Origin of the sequence: Veillonella intestinalis, from assembly GCF_943192895.1 — a bacterium.
Classification (GTDB): Bacteria; Bacillota; Negativicutes; order Veillonellales; family Veillonellaceae; genus Veillonella_A; species Veillonella_A intestinalis.
In genome coordinates this window covers 1-17,572 of record NZ_CALPCB010000010.1, presented here as the reverse complement: position 1 = coordinate 17,572, position 17,572 = coordinate 1, and the positions used below count along the sequence as shown (strand labels likewise).

Sequence of the window (17,572 nt, the reverse complement as noted above, 5' to 3'; positions counted from 1 at the left end):
GATACTCCCCCTCTCAAATTGCATACACCGTAGGTAATCGAATAACTATCCCCTACCTTTACAATGAGACGTGTACTAATGCGACTATAAAGATTCAAATTTGCCCCATCTGACTGATTTAAATTTTTATTTTTTATGGATTGACAAGATTTTTACTTTCTTCTATAATAGTAAAGTACGTTACATGAAGTAGCGCCATATGGAGAGGTGTCCGAGCGGCTTAAGGAGCATGATTGGAAATCATGTGTGCGGTGATACCGTACCGAGGGTTCAAATCCCTCTCTCTCCGCCACAATTAAGAACTGTCTAGTTTACTAGACAGTTCTTTTTTTATTCCAAATCCTAATACTTTTAATCATGACTATTTTGTAACCACTCTTATAAAGTAGTTAAGTCAGTAACTCTTCTTTAGTATTACTAGTTAAGCATACAATCCTTATACTTATTTTCATTACATATTATAAGAATAAACTTGCTTATATCATCAAAATAAGAGCTTTAGCACAACAAAAACCACCTAAGGGCTTAGCCCTTAGGTGGTAAAAAAAGTTAACAATTTTTATTTTAACAAGTTAGTTCCAAATATAGAATCAATACCATTTAAAACAAGTCCTACAACCGCACATGCGCCTATAAATGACCATATTAGTAAATCCAAATGACCCCACATATGCCCTATAAAACCAGAGAATGATACAATTTGATATTTACTAGCTAAAATTCTATATATGCGATATGTTAACCAAATTATCGCAATAACCATTAATATACCTCTAATAGATTCCATAATACCCTCCTATTTTAGCCTTAACAATTATTATATTTTGTTTTTATTAAGGATTATATTTTCCATGCTCCCATTGCCCTGTATAATCTTTTGTGCCGTCTTCTTTGTATAAAGTTCCGAATCCATGAGGAGCTAATCGAAAATCAAACTCACCTTGATATTTAATTTTGCCATTCGGATAATAGATAGTTCCCGATTTCCCATTGAGCCTATAATGAGGTTTTTTCCCAGTTAGTAAATCTTCATGAACAACACCGATTCCACTAATATCACCAATAATATCGTATTCTAAATTTCCATTATCACCATATTTAAGAATACGTCTGTCTGAAATCTTATTTAACATTAAGTTTTCAATATCAAATTTAGGAGCTACTTTAAGTTTAATTTTTCCATCGTCAACATAGTAAGCAGTACTTATATTCTCATATAATGCAATATCAGATAAGTAATAACCTCTAAAGAACGACTGGAAAAAACTCTGTTCGGTATATTGATTAAATGGATCAAAATCATTAATCAAATAATATTGATTATTAAGAGATATCGAGTTCTCTAAAGATAAACCTTCTAATATTTTTGCATAAAAAAATTGTTGTGGTGATATATAGTAAAAGCCTTCGTTAATACTATTAGGTTCGTCATGTTCTTTTGGTATTGAAGAAATTTGCGTTATATTAGTTATGGAGCCTTCATAGTATAGTTTTCCCTGATAAAATGCAAGAACATATTCGCTTGACAATTTACCTTTAATGAATGTTCCAATAAACACTAACTCTCCTCTCGAAATATTTTTTTGAGAAGTATTTAAAATACCTGTAGATTTCCATAAAAGCCCTTCTCCATTAGGCCGTTTATTTTCTATGGGACCAAAATACAAATAATCAATATTACCTCCTGGTGCAGTTTCAACAAGTCCATTACTCCCTTTTGTAAGAGGGATCATCTTTGCATCACTCTTGTTGGAGTTTCTTAAAACTTCTAAAATTTTTATTCTTTGTTCATTAAAAGCATTAATGCCTACATGATTAGTCCAATAAAAATATTGACTAAGTGAATTATTAGTATCTTTAAATTCTCTAAAAGGGTTATTTTTATCTGCAGAATCTTCTGTATTTTTTACTTTATCATTTTCTGAGGTATTTGTAATAACTTGATTATTTTGTGAAGAGTTTTCATTATTTCCACACCCAAATAAAGCAATAGAAAGTGTTAATGTGACTAATAACAACAGTAATATTTTTAATTTTTTTAACGAATGCCCAGCCATCTCTACTAAATCTCCATTATCTTGAATAATACTCTCCTTCAGTTGAATCGCTACGTATTAATTTAAATAAATTAGGATTATTATTTGCAAATATAAATGTTAAAATATTTTTTCCATTTATAATTATAGAAATTTTAGTTAATTCACCTTCCCTTTCTATATCCCGTAAATAATACGGTGCTTTATTAATAGCATTACTGGTAATGGTCATTGTAGTACTGTCTTTAATAGCAATCCATTTACCTATTAATGCATTAGCCGTAATTCCATCACTTGCATAACTAGGAACTATTGTAAAGAACATCATTATACCTAATAATAAACAACGTTTTTTCATTTGTATATCCTATCTTTTAATATTTTAGTGATACTTAGAATAGAATCCTACTATTATTGTAAGTTTTATTATGCAATACTATATCGCCGGGATCTACATAAATCATATCTTTTCTTTGATATGTTTGTATCTCAACCCACAATGTTTTATTTAGGCGTGCCTCTACTATCTTACCTTTCTTATTCTCCCTAACAACAGTCCATTTTATATTTTCCACCCTTGCATTTTTCCCCCCTTCTATAAGTAAGACACTTGTTACTCTATCTCCTAAAGTTTCAGACTTTGTTAATTGCATAGTTTGTACAGTAGTGATATAGGCAGTATCTCCAAATCCTAAAAAATGAACACCCAAAAAACCGACTAATATTACTAATAATCCCCCTAATATATATTTTATTATTCTTTTTTTATTATCCAATTGGGGGACATTATTATTTGTTATTTCCTCTTGCGTATTATCATTAGACTCTACTAAACTACTATCATCTAAATTAACTGTTTCTTGAAGCCTAGCACCACAATTGTAACAGAATTTATTATCACCTGAATTTTCAGCATTACACTGTGTACAAATATATTTCATTTAAAGAACCTCTTTCTATCATAAAATATAAAGCAATAGAATTATTTGTGTTCTAATGGATCGGGTCCATATTGATTTCTTCCTTTAGTTCCTCTCTTTGTCGATAAATATAATAGGAAAAAATACGCACCTATGATAAAAAGTGGTTCAAGGTCTTTATATAATTTTGTAGTACCACGTAATGTATGTCCATCATTAAAGACACTTAGTAATGCCATAAATTCTAAAAAAACAATAGCTTTAGAAAGAAAAAATTTATCATCTTTATCATTATCCTCACTATTCGCTTCTACATCCTCATCAAAGGTTGCTAAATCTTGTTGCCTCCTAACATTTATACAGTAATTAGAATATACAAAACACATAGCCAGCGCAATCAGTAACCATTCAATAGGGCTTGACACATTTCCATAATCATCGGAGAGTAAATACCATAGTGTAAGCATAAAAACAAATCTAGATAAATGAATTGTTACTAAACGAAAAATATAAGGTTTTCTATTTAATCTCCCATCTTTTTTAAAAAAAGAATCAATAAAGCCTTTATCTTCAATAAATACTTGTTCTTCTGAATTTAATTTTGGCTCCCAAAAGTCCTCATGTATTTTCGCGCCCACCTTATCAAGTGTAGGAATAACTTTATTTTTTATTACTTCTGCACTATTTTTTTCTAACTTCTCAACATTAGAGTCTATCGTGTTCATTACTACATCTACACTATTTCTTTTTAAGCTTTTACCACAAGCGCCACAAAATTTGGCATCTTTATCCAATAATTTTCCACAATTAGAACAAAACTTTTCCATACTATCCTCCTATAGATTTTATATAAATATACAATGCACTTATTTCTCATAAGAGTCCATCACTTTATAAATTAAACCTCCATGCATTAAAATATTAATTGGAACATCATTTATACTACTGTATGTAACTTCAAATGACTGATTATTATATAACGTAAATTGCATATGAACATTAGCCTTTTTATCGTTATAGAGACATTTTCCCTTAAAATCTACAATAATACGATTATCATCACTAGTAAAAGATTCCCATTTGCTATCTTCAAAAAAATCATCAAAAGCTTCACCAATAGGTATATTAGGATAATCATAAAAGTTTCCATTTCGTACGACTTTTACATTATCATCATAACCGCACCCACCAACTAACAATAAAATAGAAAGTAATATAAAAAGAAATAATTTTGTAGATTGTTTTTGTCTAAAATAAGTTAATAAGTTCATAATTAGCCCTCCCTATCAAAAATTATAAAATTCCTATCCACTTTAATAAACTTTCTCCAATATACAACGGTATACCCATTATTAATCCAGCAATTAATATTGAGGAAATCAATAAATCTAAATGCCCCCACATATGCCCTATAAATCCTGAAAATGATACTATATTATATTTTTTTGCCAAAGAGCAATATACTTTAAATGTTAGCCACCCCCAATAATCAAAGCAATAATATTAATAAAATTACTAAATAATGTGGCCATATAAAAAACTCCTTTTCTACCATAAATAAGACTAATATTAAATTTTATAATTTAAAAGCATATTTAAAAAACTTTACGCTCATTTATTCTTTTATATCTAGCTAATAAAACTATATAAATAATAGGGATACTTAAAAGTACTAAAATAGTTTCAGTTATCCCATTTTTTATAATTAATTTTTCAATATTATTTAGCGCTAATATTGGGAGGCCGAGAAAATATATATGCAGTAATATTCGTATAATAATTTGATCAATTCTACTCAATAAACATATTCCTGCATTAATAAAATCATCCATTACTTCGTTAAATTTAATAATTAAATATCCACGATTCCAATTAATTGAATTAATTATAATTGGTACAGTATATACAATTACTATTAAATTAATAATAGTAATTATGATTATTGTTATAGAGCCAGAGGCTAAATTGTTTAATAATATTTTAAAAAACCACGAGTTAAATAAAGATAAATAAGACCATTGAAATAATCGATGAATAAAAGAATATTTTTCTTTGTCTATAAATTTTATATATCCCAATATTAATAATCCTACAATTAAGCCAATTTCTGGAATTAAATTTTTATCATAAATATCTGTAAAAATTGTAATAAATTCAAAAATACATAAAAAGCTGCCAAAACTATAAGCAATTAATTTAAGAGATATTTTTTTATCTCGCATTAAATTTAATAAAGCTCCTACCACAATAGATGCCAGAATTAATATAATTTTGTTTCCTTCAAACAAGAAAATCCCTCCAAATAACTACAAACTAGCTTATTTTATAAAATTTTTAAAATCTGACACCTCCCACCTTGCTTTTTCTTGATCGCTAAATTCTAAAACTTTAGTGAACTCTATATCAAGGCCCTCTGCTATCGCAATAATAGTATGAACAGATATGGATTTATTATAATTACCACGCTCTATTCTTCCTATACTATTAACACTCATATTAATCGCTTCAGCCAATTCTGATCTACTCAACCCTTTTATTTTTCGAAAATATTCGATTTTCACCCCAATCTGCTTCATTACAACCGATACATCAACCACATCAATCCAACCTTTCTTAATATATCTGCTATAGCAAAGTTCTCATTTTTAGTATGACATATTTTCAGATATTTATTGTTCTAATAATGGTTCTAATCAACCTAAAAATGGTATCAAAAGCCAACATTAAGTTGATTTATTAAAATAATTAACCTAATTCAAAAATCATAAAAATGAAAAAAGCGACTGCAAAAAAGCAGTCGCTTCATCATTTTTATAATTAATTATAATTTTATATTATGAATTTCAAATAAAATTAAACGCATTTTTTCGTTCTATATTCTAATCTTATAAATAAACTTTCAAAAATAAAATTTCATATAAACACTAAAATATATGCTAAGACTTAATAAACACTACCAACAACTTAATTCCTACTAAATTCATAAATTTATATATTTTCCTACTTTACAACTGTCTTTTCTTCATGCTATAATCAGCAAAGAAATTCAATAGCGATATTATCAAGAGTGATGGAGGGACTGGCCCTATGAAATCCGGCAACCATTCGATGGTGCTAATTCCTGCGGCGTATACCGAGAGATAAAAAGTAGTAACGATGACTCGGAATACCCGAGGGCATCGTTTTTTTATTACCCTATCGCTATATTAATTTTGTATTGGGGATGCAAAATTAATAATAAATTTCATACATATTTTTATTTGAGAAAAAGGAGGGCTTCATTTATGAAGAAGTTTTTATCCGTAGCCGCTACATTTGTATTAGGTAGCGCTCTATTACTCGCTGGCTGTGGCAATGATCAAGGCAATGCCGCCGCAGGTTCTGACAAAAAAGTAACCTTAACTGTGGGAGCTTCACCGGTACCACATGCAGAAATCTTAGAACAGGTAAAAGACAAATTAGCTAAAGAAGGAGTTGAACTTAAAATTATTGAGTTTAGCGATTACATCAAACCTAATTTAGCCTTAAATGATAAAGAACTAGATGCCAACTTCTACCAGCATATCCCATATATGAAAAAGTTTGAAGAAGAACACAATATGAAATTTGCATCTGCTGGTGCCGTTCATATTGAACCAATGGGTCTTTATTCCAACAAAATAAAAGACAAAGATTTACAAAAGTCAATTCCTAATGGCGCTAAAGTAGCCATTCCTAATGATCCTACTAATACGGGTCGTGCCTTGCTATTATTACAACAAGCTGGACTTATCACACTAAAAGATCCTAGCAATATTTACTCCACCAAAATTGACATAGCTTCTAATCCTAAAAACTTAGACATTGTTGAATTAGAAGCGGCACAAACACCACGTAGTCTAGACGATGTAGATATTGCTGTTATTAATGCCAACTATGCGTTAGGGGCCCAATTAAATCCCCTTAAAGATGCCTTATTCCTAGACGATAAGAACTCACCATACGCTAACTTAATTGCCGTACGTCCTGGTGATGAAAATCGTCCTGAAATTCAAAAATTAGTAAAAGCCCTTCAATCGGCAGACACTAAAAAATTCATCGAAGATAAATATCAAGGTTCCATTTTGCCAGCATTTTAACATATCTATTGTCACTAGCAAACTATGAACCAATACGAACCGACTCTGCCCCACAGAGTCGGTTTTCTTTTTGCTTTACAAATTTGTCCTCTCATGATATACTTACCAAAGAATTATATATGAAACGTTATCGAGAGTGATGGAGGGACTGGCCCTATGAAATCCGGCAACCATTCGATGGTGCTAATTCCTGCGGTATATACCGAGAGATACAACGCGCAAGCAGTGATGGCTCGGTGTCCGAGGCCATCTTTTTTTATTAACTCATCTGATGTTTCTTAATTACTGTATAACCTGAGGAGGTATAGTATGAAAAAACTTTTATCCCTAGCTGCCACAGCTATTCTTGGTAGCGCCTTATTACTTGCTGGTTGTGGTAGTGACACAGGCAGCTCAACTGGTTCATCTAACAAAGTAACAATTACGGTAGGTGCATCTCCAGTACCCCATGGTGAAATCTTAGAGCAAGCTAAACCATTATTAGAAAAAGAAGGCATTGATTTAAAAATCATCGAATTTACAGACTATGTAAAACCTAACTTAGCCTTAAATGATAAAGAATTAGATGCCAACTTCTTCCAGCATGTCCCATATATGGATAAATTTGCCAGCGAACACAAAATGGACCTTGTTTCCGCTGGTAAAGTTCATATCGAACCAATGGGGATTTACTCCAAAACGATTACAGATAAAAACTTAGATTCCGTATTACCAAATGGTTCTAAAATTGCAATTCCTAATGATCCAAGTAATAGTGGTCGTGCCCTTCTTTTACTTGAAAAAACAGGTTTAATTAAATTAAAAGATCCTAACAATATTTATGCCACTAAAACAGATATTGTAAGCAATCCAAAAAATCTTGAATTTGTAGAATTAGAAGCCGCACAATTGCCTCGTAGCTTAGACGATGTAGCCTTAGCAGTTATCAATACTAACTTTGCCCTAGAAGCTGGCTTAAATCCTGTTAAAGATGCTTTATTCTTAGAAGATAAAGATTCCCCATATGCTAACATCATAACAGTTCGTAAAGGCGATGAAAGCCGTCCTGAAATCCAAAAATTGATGAAAGCGCTTCAATCCGAAGAAATCAAGAAATTCATTGATGACAAATACAAAGGGGCTATTTTACCAGCCTTCTAAGGATCATATAATCTTGTAATCCTTACAATACAATAACTATACTAGGGAATACTACTTCACTAAATATTCTAGTAAGTTTATTTTCCTTGTAAACACAAAGCGAGTTAGCCGTAAAATCACCACACTGGTGTATACGACTAACTCGCTTTTATTATAAATATTATAAATCCCCAGGGCCAAAACTATGAGGCAATATGTCCTCTAAGGTGTAGCTAATGCTATCACCTGTCTCTGTTTCGCAATAAATTAGAGGTATTTTAAACTCCACTAAAACTTGGCGACAGGCTCCACAAGGCATACACGGTCCCTTTGAATCACCGACAATAGCAATCCCTTGAAATTCCTTATACCCCGCTGCCACAGCAGTCTGTATCGCTACTCGTTCCGCACAATTAGTAAGTCCAAATGATGCATTTTCTATATTGCACCCGGTAAATATAGTCCCATCCTTACAAAGTACAGCAGCGCCAACAGCAAACTTTGAGTAGGGACTATAAGAATTCTGTTTTGCCTCATGAGCCGCCTTTAATAGAACAGCGCCTATATCTACTGAAGAATTCGCTAATATAACTGATTCTTTCATATATATGATTCCGTCCCTTCTTCACTGACACGAGCCCACACCAAAGGTTTTGTAACTGGCTTCGTAGTACCAAATTCTAAGGCTGAAATATATCGCTCTTTAGCCTCTGCTAAGGTGCTTGCTGTATTGCTCTGCACATAGGCAATAGGCTCTCCTACCACAACCTTATCGCCTGTTTTTTTCAACATCCAAATACCTGCTTTATAATCAAGAATATCCGCTTTAGTATAACGTCCAGCTCCTAATAGTAACGCAGCCCGTCCACAAGTTTCAGCATCCATATGCATAATATAACCTGAAACGGGAGCCAATATGGCCTCCTTATAAGCGGCCTCCTTAAACATTGGCTCCATTAGCACAGAGCTATCGCCACCTTGAGCCTCAACCATTTCACAAAACTTAGTAAATGCTTGCCCACTTTTTAAAGTATCACTCGCCAATGTATGACAAGCTTCATAATCCCCCTTGCCCCCTAAATACAACATATTAGCTGCTAATTCGAGTGATTCACTGACCAAATCGGCTGGACCATGCCCCTGCAAAGTAGCCACAACTTCGGCAATCTCTACAGCATTGCCAATAGCTTGACCCAAAGGTCGATCCATATCAGTAATTAAGGCCACTGTTTTACGTTGGTTATGAGTACCAATGGCTACCATCATTTCAGCTAATTCTAGGGCGTCTTCATAGGTTTTCATAAAGGCACCACTGCCCACTTTAACATCTAGCAAAATGGCTTCACTGCCTGCTGCTATTTTTTTACTCATCACCGAAGAAGCGATAAGAGGAATGCTATCCACTGTGCCAGTCACATCACGCAAAGCATATAGCAATTTGTCAGCTGGCGCTAAGTTTCCCGACTGCCCTGTAACGGCTACGCCTACGGTGCGTACAATCTGAAAAAACTCCTCCTTAGAAAGTTCTACCTTCACATCGGGTATTGCTTCTAATTTATCAATGGTGCCTCCTGTATGTCCCAGACCACGACCTGACATCTTCGCCACCGGCACACCACAAGCGGCTACAATGGAGGCTATTATAAAGGTTGTTTTATCTCCTACACCGCCTGTACTATGCTTATCTACTGTAACTCCTGGTATACTCGACAAATCAATTTGTTCGCCCGATTGAGCCATAGCCATTGTTAAATCCGCTGTTTCCTCAGCTGTTAAGCCTTGAAAATATACAGCCATAAGCCAAGCACTCATCTGATAGTCAGGAATTGTGCCTTTAACAAGCTCAGTTACCATATATGTAAATTCCGCTTCACTATGAGTGCCACCATTACGTTTTTTTAAAATCAGCTCATTCATATGCATAGGCTTACCTCTCATTTCTTGAGTTATTTAGGACACTATCAGCCATTAATTTGTATAAGTAACAGCAAATGCAATATACTTCTACAGATCAGTTATACTTTTTAAGGATAAAGTCTCATCTAGCCGTGTCTCCAATAAACCAACGGCTGCACTAGCACCAATACGTTCACAACCAGCTGCTAAGTAGGCTAGCATATCTTCTATAGAGCGAATGCCACCTGCTGCTTTTATTTTCACGTTTGGTCCTATATATTGCTTAAATAAGAGCACATCTTCTAAGGTCGCTCCAGCTGTACCAAAACCAGTGGATGTTTTAATGTAATCGGCACCGCCATCTGTCACAGCCTGGCAAAGAACAATCTTCTCGCACTCCGTCAAATAGCAAGTTTCAATAATAACCTTTAAAATCGATTCACCACATACGTCTTTAAGAGCCTTAATTTCTTCTACCACAGCTGCATACTGGCCATTTTTGACAGTGCCAAGATTAACTACCATATCGATTTCATCAGCCCCGTTGGCTAGGGCCTCTTTTGTTTCTGCCACTTTTGCCTCTGTTGTCATATAACCTAAGGGAAAACCTATTACCGTACAAATTGTAATACCCGTTCCATAAGTCTCTCTTACACGTTTCACATAAGCTGGAGGAATACACACGGAGGCCGTCTTAAATGCCAATGCTTGCTCTACCAAGGTCTGAATCTGTGCCCACGTCGCTGTAGGGGCTAGTAATGTATGATCTACGTGAGCTAATATATCACGTCCCGTATATGTCTGTTGTGATTGTTTTTTATCCATCAGTAGCTCCTTAAACCAGAAGGCTTGTCCTATTTACCTATTACCTAATGTCTAGTACCTAGTAGATAATAGATAGTAAATAGTAAATAGTACCTAGTACCTAATTACCTAGTACCTAATTACCTAGTACCTAATTACCTAGTACCTAATTACCTAGTACCTAATTACCTAGTACCTAATTACCTGTTTTCCTATTATCTTTTATAACTATCCTAAAAAACTTAGTACCTTTAGAAGAATGACATCTGTTCGCCAGCTGCTTCTTCTTTTACTTTTTCACGGCGATCATCCGTAATAAAAGACTCCTTCGCTAAGCCTATATTAGCTAACAATTGTTCCATAGAATGAACACCACGCTTTTTAGCCGCTGCAATGGCTACTTGTGCACAAATTTCAGCATCATCTAAGGCATAATGATGTTTAAATTCATAACCTAAGTAAGCAGCCATTGTATTTAATTTATGATTCTGCAAGTCAGGCCAAACTCGTTTTGAAATTTTTACAGTACATGTAAAGTCTAATTCAGGCCATTCAATATTATAATGGTCTAATGTAGCTCGCAGTACACCAATATCAAACTTAGCATTATGAGCAATCACTAATTTACCTTTTAAATGATTTTCATAAATAGCGGGCCAGAGGGCATCAAAGGTAGGTTTATCCATCACTTCTTGCGGTTGAATCTGATGAATAGCAATACATTCTTCATCAAATTGCATAAATGGTGGCTTAATCAAGCTATAGCCTCGTTTAGTAATCTGTCCATCTTCTACTGTTACTACTGCTAATGAGCAAGCACTATTAGCATATTTATTAGCGGTTTCAAAATCTATCGCTACAAAATCAATCATATTAAACTCCTTTATACTATATATCTTTATAAGCAGTATCTTACAATACAATATTTACTATATCGAAAACTCCTATTATTTATTATACCCCATATGATAGGTTTTATCATCTTTTTGCCATACAAAAACACCGTAAGTTCGCTCAAAAGTTAGATTTTCATGGAATCTTAACCTTCTATCGTCCTTACGGTGTCATATGTGCAATATTAAGTAAAACAGAGCTAACTATTTAGCTTCTTGAGGCAAATCATCAGGAATTGTAATCCCCAATTTTTTAGCCATCTCAGGGTTCGTGGCAAGTTTCATAGTCGCTTGCATTTGAACAGGCATATCGGCGGGTTTAGATTTCCCATCTAAAATATCAGCTGCCATATGGCCTGCTTGAACACCTAATTGGTAAAAATCAACAGTATATCCCATAAAGCCGCCTTTTTCAATTAACATGCCATCGGATACAAAAACTGGCACCTTAGCGGCTTCCGCTACAGCTACTAAATTAGGCATAGCTGAAGCAATTAAATTATCTGTTGGCGTATAAATAACCTTTACACCTTTATTAATTAAGTTCGTAGCTACCTGTGGAATATCATTAACACTAGTAATGGTTTCTTCCGCTACTTTAATACCTTTAGTGGCTGCATATTCTTTAAAAGCTGCCACTTGGATCTGTGCATTAACTTCACTAGACGAATAAATAACGCCTACTTCCTTAGTGCCTGGTAATACTTTTAAAATTAAATCGAGCTGTTTCGGCACAGGGTTAAAATTTGTAGTACCGGTTACATTAGTTCCTGGCTTTTCCACGGAATGAACTAAACCAGTACCTTTGTAATCATAAATAGCGGCGCCTACAATAGGAATCTCTTTAGTTGCATTCGCTACAATTTGGGAGGCTGCCGTACCCACTACATAAATAAGATTATCCTTATCGGAAACAAAGCGACTCGTAATACTTTCCATATTAGAATGCTCACCTTGAGCATTTTGGAAGTCCAGTTCAACCTTGTCAGATGTATAACCACGTTCTGCCAAGCCAGCTTTAAAACCTTCTGTTGAAGCATCTAAAGCAGGATGTTCCACTTGTTGTAAAATACCAATACGAAGTTTTCCATCTTGGCTAGCACCACCAGTGCCGCAACCACCTACTAACAATGCTAAGCCCAAAAGGCCCACCATTACACTTACCATACTACGCTTAAACATATAAAAACTCCTCTCTACGCGTTGCCTAATGCAACTTCTACCATTCTACACACTAATCAAAACACTTGATTAGTATTTAACTCCCATGAGTTAAATTTATAAAATAGTATACTATGAAGTTTTATATATTTCAAGTTTTAATTTACTAGGTCATCCCCCCTTTCAAAATGAAATAGAGAATTTGCCCCTCCTATACAGCAGCCACTTAACAACTATATACTCTGAAAAAGGCTCACCAAAGACTTATTTTACTAACAAATGAGGCGCTTTCATTTCAATAAACGTATATGTCCCATTGGAGATCATCAATAAGTCTTTGTCTTGTAAATTCAAGGTATGGCGAATTTCATTATCTCGACCAGCTAGTATTTTAGCAAACCATTTAGGATCAATTAATACACCAATACCAACCGCTGCAATATCAGAATATTGTAGCGCTGCTTCTAAATCAGCACGGTTATGAATATCCCCCACAGATACTAATGGCAAACGGCCATTAATCGTTTCATACACATACTGCAACATAGATTTATCAGCATATTTTTCAAGATTAGTAGCTCGATCATAACGAGTTAACGAAATATGTAAGTAATCTAATTCTTTATCGGCCAATTTATCTACTAGCCATAAAGTTTCTTCTAAATTAAAACCTGGATCCGTTTCTTCTCGTGGTGAAAAACGATAGCCCACAATAAAGTCAGGTACATTCATCTCTTTAACTACACTCAAAACGCCATCTACGACGCGCTCAATAAAGGTATAACGTTTTTCTAATGAACCGCCCCATTGATCGTTACGGCGATTAGAATGCGGTGAGAAAAATTGATGTAATAAATAATGATTAGCGCCATGCAATTCTACACCATCAAACCCCGCTTTAATAGCGCGTACAGTAGCTGCTTTAAAGTTTTCAATAATTTCTTCAATTTCCTCATTTGTCAACTCACGTGGTACTTCAGAGCCTTCACGAGCTGAAGCAATAGCACTTGGCGCTACTGGCTGCTCGCCTTCTAAAGTTTTGCTATCGCTCATGCGCCCTGCATGAAAAATTTGAAGCACTGCTTTGGTGCCATTCTGTTTCATCGTAGCTGCCAAGCGACTTAAACCGGAAATAAACTTGTCATCATATACACCCAATTCACCAGTCCAGCCTCGCCCATTTGGTTGAATATGTGCTACGCCTGTAACAAATAATCCTACATCGCCTGTACGCATTCCATAATAAGCTATTTCATCACCAGTTACCGTATCATCATAATAACTCATACGTGTTGTCATTGGCGGAATCGCTAACCGATTCTTTAATACCACACCATTTCGTAAACGTACTTGCTCTGTTAATTGTTTCATTATTAACTCTCCTTTATTTATTACCAACAGCTGTGAGTTAACTAAATTACAAATCATTCCCACAAACTGACTGATTCACCATCAATTCTACTTTATCAATCACTATATCCATGCATGTTCATACATTTTTATAAATGAATGCTCATGCATATATTTTACTAATAATTTAATATATGTAAACGACCTAAGCAATAATCACGTCTCATCATTGCTTAGATCGGAATTACCAATCTTACGCATAAAATCTCTTTAATACGTCTTCCACAATCGGTTCTGCTTCCGCTAATCGTTTCAAACCACATTCTGTAATAGCAATATATACTCCGCGCTTATCACACTCACAACTAACGCGTTGAATAGAACCACAATTCATCCCTTCCATGCGAACGATCATACGAGACATAGCACTTTGGCTTAATCCCATTTGCTCTTGTAATAAGTTTAAACGCAATTTTTTTTCTTCACTATGCGCTAAAAAATAAAGCACATAATAGCCATTTAAATTTAATGACGAACGAGCTGTTAATTCTTTCTCCAAGGTTTCTGAAATTTCTTTAATCCGTCGTAAATCAGCTAGCCAATTAAGTATATAAGCCATATGTCCACCCCCCTTTAGGCGATTTAATTAATAAATGACTCTATCATTATCAGTCTAAATTTCTGACTTATATTTATTTTATATTTCACAAAATGCATGCACATGCATTTACTTATATCAGTATACATCGAATTATTTAAAAATGCAAGTGCTAATTTTCTTTAAACACTAAAATAAAAACGCCCCTTAGAACTATATTAGCTCTAAGGGGCTATTTCTATTGTATAAGACTTCTCTTTTTCCTATGTCAATGTATTTTATTTTTTAACAATTGGAACTGTATAAGAACCATGAGGCATAAGTAAAATTTCAGCATCGCTGCCCAATTTAGCATCAGCCAACTGAAGGGCTTCTTCCAAAGAATGTACAGGTGTAAAAAAGGCCTTTTTGGCGTATGCATCATCTAAACTAGAAAGTAAATAAAAATCTACTTTTTTCATCAAACGTGTTACTGCATAGGCCTTATGACGTCCAATTTGAAAATCTTGACGAACAGAATCTTCAATAGCTTGAATCGAATCAAAAGTATTAACTGTTTCATCAAAAATAGCCGACCCAGAGCCCTCACGGCATTCAGCTAATAAAATAACTACACCACCTGGCGCTACAGCGCGCACAGCATTATCCATCGTTTTTTGGGATTGATAAATATTAATATCTTTTGGGTAACCCCCTGTAGAGGCAATTACAATAGGTGCTTGACGTTCAATTTCTACCCCGTTTTGAGCATTTACAAAATCACAAGCTGCTTTGTGGGCCGTAATATAGTGACCAGCAAACACCCCAGTGAATTCTTTTTCCCCATTCAATACAACATTTAACAAAAATGTTGGTGGACACATAGCCACACCTTCAATTTGATCATCATAAATTGGGTTGCCTTCTAAATGTCCAATAGTCGCGTTTTCATCAAGCATCAAACTGTGGTTTTGACGAATTGTTTCATAAGATGCTACCCCTGGTAAAATAGCTTTTCGGCCACCACCAAAACCGGCAAAGAAATGATGAACTACGGAACCTGTACAAATAATATGGTCTGCATCCACTACATGACGATTTAAATATACTTCCGTGCCAAAAGAAGTGGTGCCTACATATTTAAAATCATCAGCTTTTTTAGCGGAAGAGTTAATCATTGTTACACGACCAGCCGCTTCCATGCCCACTTCGCTAATCATTTCAGCTTCAGTCATATCACGATGCGTCCCTAAAGCAAATACAATTTTAATATTTTCATCTGGGATACCTGCCTCATTAAGATAATCTAGTATAATGGGCATAAATACATGCGTATTAGCAATTCGCGTTGTATCATTTGCAATAATAGCAACTGTTTCATTAGGTTTTACTAATTCTTTTAGTGGTTTAGAATCAATGGGATTTTCTAATGCATCACGAATAGCAGATTCTGGATCAACAATAACTGGCGTTTCAGCCATATGTAATTCCCCAATAACACGCTTTTCATCCAAAGTACAATCAATCATCTGCTCTCCATAATGAAACGAATATGTTTTCATCAGTAATCCTCCATCAATTAACACTAAACTATACTTATATTTTAGTTTAAACTAGTAACATGTAATTTTCAATATCTAAATAACGCCCTTGTTTGACTCCAACCTCACGAATAGTACCACAAAAAGTGAAATTAAATTTATTATGTAAAGCTACACTAGCCTCATTACCAGCTGTAATCACTGATACAACCAAATGCACCGTTGGATCCTCTTTAGCAAGTTGTAATATATCTGCCATTAAACGACTTGCTATTCCCTTTCCCCGAAAATCAGGCCCCACATAAATAGACAATTCAACGGTACTTGAGTAAGCTTCTTTACTCCGATATTCTGATAAAGTTGCATATCCAGCTACCGTATTTTCAACAGTAGCTACAAGTAAAGGGTGGTTTTTGATATTATGTGCCTCATACCACTCAGTCCACTCTTCAATGGTTCTAGGACGTATATCCAGCGTTGCTACACCATGGAGTACCTCATAATTATATATGTCTAATAAGGCTGCAATATCTTGTCGTTCCCCACGACGAATTGTAATATTAATGCTCATATAAACCTCGTTTCTCTCTACTCAAAGTATATTTTATGATGGTATCAATTATATCATATTATCAAGCACATTGGGGAGTTCTTACAGTCCTTCAAAGCTGGTTCACTACTTTTCCCAGCTTCTGGGAGGATAGGAAGCAGATTCTAAAACACGGTATTCTTTCCTATCTGTTCGACAGCTGTGAATTCTTCTTCGAAGAATTTTACGCTGCGAACTAAAAGATTCACACCCATTTGTGCGTCACACTTAGTACATATTAAATACGTCCGTTCGGATGCTGTGGATTTCTCGAAGAGAAATCTTACGCCCCGAACTATGCGATTCGCAATAATTTATGCGTCACTTTGCTCCTATAAATTATGCTCTCTGCATACCAGGACTGCTTCTATTGTGCTTTAACACTTAGAGATACTCCTACTATGTTGGCTGGAAACTAACCTGATGAGTTACTCAGTAGCTCATCAGTAAAAGCAAAAGGGCCATACCTTTCGGTATGACCCTTTGCTTTTATTAATCAGCGACTACCTATCCTCCCAGGCCGCTTCCAGCCAAGTACTTTCGGCGTTTACGAGCTTAACTACTGTGT

The 17,572-nt window shown here is 34.7% G+C and carries 19 protein-coding genes, 1 tRNA gene and 2 riboswitches; of the genes, 3 read left to right on the top strand and 17 right to left on the bottom strand.

Annotated elements, in window-relative coordinates; genetic code table 11:
• The first annotated feature begins 201 nt into the window (after positions 1-201).
• A tRNA-Ser gene (locus NFR27_RS08750) sits at positions 202-292 on the top strand.
• 267 nt (positions 293-559) lie between these two features.
• Here NFR27_RS08750 and NFR27_RS08745 read toward each other — a convergent pair.
• The 8 genes from NFR27_RS08745 to NFR27_RS08710 all read right to left on the bottom strand — a co-directional run bounded on the left by NFR27_RS08745 (position 560) and on the right by NFR27_RS08710 (position 5,553).
• Entirely contained in the window at positions 560-787 is a 228-nt protein-coding gene (locus NFR27_RS08745) for a hypothetical protein (RefSeq protein ID WP_251444055.1), read from the bottom strand.
• A 46-nt stretch (positions 788-833) separates the two neighbouring features.
• Entirely contained in the window at positions 834-2,057 is a 1,224-nt protein-coding gene (locus tag NFR27_RS08740; protein WP_251444052.1) for a hypothetical protein, read from the bottom strand.
• A 16-nt stretch (positions 2,058-2,073) separates the two neighbouring features.
• Positions 2,074-2,394 (bottom strand): hypothetical protein, encoded by a 321-nt coding sequence (locus NFR27_RS08735; protein ID WP_251444049.1) that lies wholly within the window; start codon positions 2,392-2,394, stop codon positions 2,074-2,076.
• 34 nt (positions 2,395-2,428) lie between these two features.
• Entirely contained in the window at positions 2,429-2,977 is a 549-nt protein-coding gene (locus tag NFR27_RS08730) for a zinc-ribbon domain-containing protein (protein WP_251444046.1), read from the bottom strand.
• A gap of 41 nt (positions 2,978-3,018) precedes the next feature.
• Positions 3,019-3,783, bottom strand: coding sequence for a zinc-ribbon domain-containing protein (locus tag NFR27_RS08725; protein WP_251444043.1), 765 nt, complete (start codon positions 3,781-3,783; stop codon positions 3,019-3,021).
• Positions 3,784-3,822: 39 nt separating this feature from the next.
• A complete protein-coding gene (locus NFR27_RS08720; RefSeq protein ID WP_251444041.1) occupies positions 3,823-4,227 on the bottom strand; it encodes a hypothetical protein in 405 nt (134 codons plus the stop codon).
• Between the two features lie 324 nt (positions 4,228-4,551).
• A complete protein-coding gene (locus NFR27_RS08715) occupies positions 4,552-5,244 on the bottom strand; it encodes a hypothetical protein (protein WP_251444037.1) in 693 nt (230 codons plus the stop codon).
• Between the two features lie 30 nt (positions 5,245-5,274).
• Positions 5,275-5,553: a helix-turn-helix domain-containing protein gene (locus NFR27_RS08710; RefSeq protein ID WP_251444033.1), complete on the bottom strand. Its 279-nt coding sequence runs from the start codon at positions 5,551-5,553 to the stop codon at positions 5,275-5,277.
• A 458-nt stretch (positions 5,554-6,011) separates the two neighbouring features.
• Positions 6,012-6,103: riboswitch (SAM riboswitch) on the top strand.
• Positions 6,104-6,240: 137 nt separating this feature from the next.
• On the opposite strand from NFR27_RS08710, the gene NFR27_RS08705 reads away from it, so the two are divergent.
• A complete protein-coding gene (locus NFR27_RS08705; RefSeq protein ID WP_251444030.1) occupies positions 6,241-7,074 on the top strand; it encodes a MetQ/NlpA family ABC transporter substrate-binding protein in 834 nt (277 codons plus the stop codon).
• A 124-nt stretch (positions 7,075-7,198) separates the two neighbouring features.
• Positions 7,199-7,292, top strand: a riboswitch (SAM riboswitch).
• A gap of 91 nt (positions 7,293-7,383) precedes the next feature.
• Positions 7,384-8,214 carry a MetQ/NlpA family ABC transporter substrate-binding protein gene (locus tag NFR27_RS08700; RefSeq protein WP_251444027.1) on the top strand — a complete coding sequence of 277 codons (831 nt, stop codon included), beginning with the start codon at positions 7,384-7,386 and terminating at the stop codon, positions 8,212-8,214.
• 160 nt (positions 8,215-8,374) lie between these two features.
• Here NFR27_RS08700 and NFR27_RS08695 read toward each other — a convergent pair whose 3' ends face one another.
• The 9 genes from NFR27_RS08695 to NFR27_RS08655 form a co-directional block, all read right to left on the bottom strand.
• Positions 8,375-8,797 carry a cytidine deaminase gene (locus tag NFR27_RS08695; RefSeq protein WP_251444024.1) on the bottom strand — a complete coding sequence of 141 codons (423 nt, stop codon included), beginning with the start codon at positions 8,795-8,797 and terminating at the stop codon, positions 8,375-8,377.
• On the bottom strand, positions 8,794-10,110 hold the full coding sequence (locus NFR27_RS08690) for a thymidine phosphorylase (RefSeq protein WP_251454988.1): 1,317 nt from the start codon (positions 10,108-10,110) through the stop codon (positions 8,794-8,796). Before NFR27_RS08690 ends, NFR27_RS08695 begins: the two co-directional genes overlap by 4 nt.
• A gap of 87 nt (positions 10,111-10,197) precedes the next feature.
• Positions 10,198-10,914 carry a deoxyribose-phosphate aldolase gene (gene deoC, locus NFR27_RS08685; protein ID WP_251444020.1) on the bottom strand — a complete coding sequence of 239 codons (717 nt, stop codon included), beginning with the start codon at positions 10,912-10,914 and terminating at the stop codon, positions 10,198-10,200.
• A 230-nt stretch (positions 10,915-11,144) separates the two neighbouring features.
• The gene (locus NFR27_RS08680) at positions 11,145-11,765 is read right to left on the bottom strand and encodes a 3'-5' exonuclease (protein WP_251444017.1); all 621 of its coding nucleotides are present in this window, start codon (positions 11,763-11,765) and stop codon (positions 11,145-11,147) included.
• 225 nt (positions 11,766-11,990) lie between these two features.
• Positions 11,991-12,968 carry an ABC transporter substrate-binding protein gene (locus NFR27_RS08675; RefSeq protein ID WP_251444014.1) on the bottom strand — a complete coding sequence of 326 codons (978 nt, stop codon included), beginning with the start codon at positions 12,966-12,968 and terminating at the stop codon, positions 11,991-11,993.
• 243 nt (positions 12,969-13,211) lie between these two features.
• Complete coding sequence (locus tag NFR27_RS08670; protein ID WP_251444011.1) at positions 13,212-14,318, bottom strand: NADH-dependent flavin oxidoreductase; 1,107 nt, start codon at positions 14,316-14,318, stop codon at positions 13,212-13,214.
• A 232-nt stretch (positions 14,319-14,550) separates the two neighbouring features.
• Positions 14,551-14,916 carry a MarR family winged helix-turn-helix transcriptional regulator gene (locus NFR27_RS08665; RefSeq protein WP_251444008.1) on the bottom strand — a complete coding sequence of 122 codons (366 nt, stop codon included), beginning with the start codon at positions 14,914-14,916 and terminating at the stop codon, positions 14,551-14,553.
• A gap of 257 nt (positions 14,917-15,173) precedes the next feature.
• Positions 15,174-16,436, bottom strand: a complete 1,263-nt coding sequence (locus NFR27_RS08660; RefSeq protein ID WP_251444005.1) for a nickel-dependent lactate racemase family protein — start codon at positions 16,434-16,436, stop codon at positions 15,174-15,176.
• Between the two features lie 46 nt (positions 16,437-16,482).
• Complete coding sequence (locus tag NFR27_RS08655; protein WP_251444002.1) at positions 16,483-16,986, bottom strand: GNAT family N-acetyltransferase; 504 nt, start codon at positions 16,984-16,986, stop codon at positions 16,483-16,485.
• Positions 16,987-17,572 lie beyond the last annotated feature (586 nt).

Coding starts and splice junctions, on each gene's coding strand:
- NFR27_RS08665 (WP_251444008.1), bottom strand. CDS start 14,916: ATGGCTTATATACTTAATTGGCTAGCTGATTTACGACGGATTAAAGAA.
- NFR27_RS08705 (WP_251444030.1), top strand. CDS start 6,241: ATGAAGAAGTTTTTATCCGTAGCCGCTACATTTGTATTAGGTAGCGCT.
- NFR27_RS08735 (WP_251444049.1), bottom strand. CDS start 2,394: ATGAAAAAACGTTGTTTATTATTAGGTATAATGATGTTCTTTACAATA.
- NFR27_RS08740 (WP_251444052.1), bottom strand. CDS start 2,057: ATGGCTGGGCATTCGTTAAAAAAATTAAAAATATTACTGTTGTTATTA.
- NFR27_RS08700 (WP_251444027.1), top strand. CDS start 7,384: ATGAAAAAACTTTTATCCCTAGCTGCCACAGCTATTCTTGGTAGCGCC.
- NFR27_RS08670 (WP_251444011.1), bottom strand. CDS start 14,318: ATGAAACAATTAACAGAGCAAGTACGTTTACGAAATGGTGTGGTATTA.
- NFR27_RS08680 (WP_251444017.1), bottom strand. CDS start 11,765: ATGATTGATTTTGTAGCGATAGATTTTGAAACCGCTAATAAATATGCT.
- NFR27_RS08745 (WP_251444055.1), bottom strand. CDS start 787: ATGGAATCTATTAGAGGTATATTAATGGTTATTGCGATAATTTGGTTA.
- NFR27_RS08660 (WP_251444005.1), bottom strand. CDS start 16,436: ATGAAAACATATTCGTTTCATTATGGAGAGCAGATGATTGATTGTACT.
- NFR27_RS08695 (WP_251444024.1), bottom strand. CDS start 8,797: ATGAAAGAATCAGTTATATTAGCGAATTCTTCAGTAGATATAGGCGCT.
- NFR27_RS08675 (WP_251444014.1), bottom strand. CDS start 12,968: ATGTTTAAGCGTAGTATGGTAAGTGTAATGGTGGGCCTTTTGGGCTTA.
- NFR27_RS08730 (WP_251444046.1), bottom strand. CDS start 2,977: ATGAAATATATTTGTACACAGTGTAATGCTGAAAATTCAGGTGATAAT.
- NFR27_RS08655 (WP_251444002.1), bottom strand. CDS start 16,986: ATGAGCATTAATATTACAATTCGTCGTGGGGAACGACAAGATATTGCA.
- deoC (WP_251444020.1), bottom strand. CDS start 10,914: ATGGATAAAAAACAATCACAACAGACATATACGGGACGTGATATATTA.
- NFR27_RS08690 (WP_251454988.1), bottom strand. CDS start 10,110: ATGAATGAGCTGATTTTAAAAAAACGTAATGGTGGCACTCATAGTGAA.
- NFR27_RS08725 (WP_251444043.1), bottom strand. CDS start 3,783: ATGGAAAAGTTTTGTTCTAATTGTGGAAAATTATTGGATAAAGATGCC.
- NFR27_RS08720 (WP_251444041.1), bottom strand. CDS start 4,227: ATGAACTTATTAACTTATTTTAGACAAAAACAATCTACAAAATTATTT.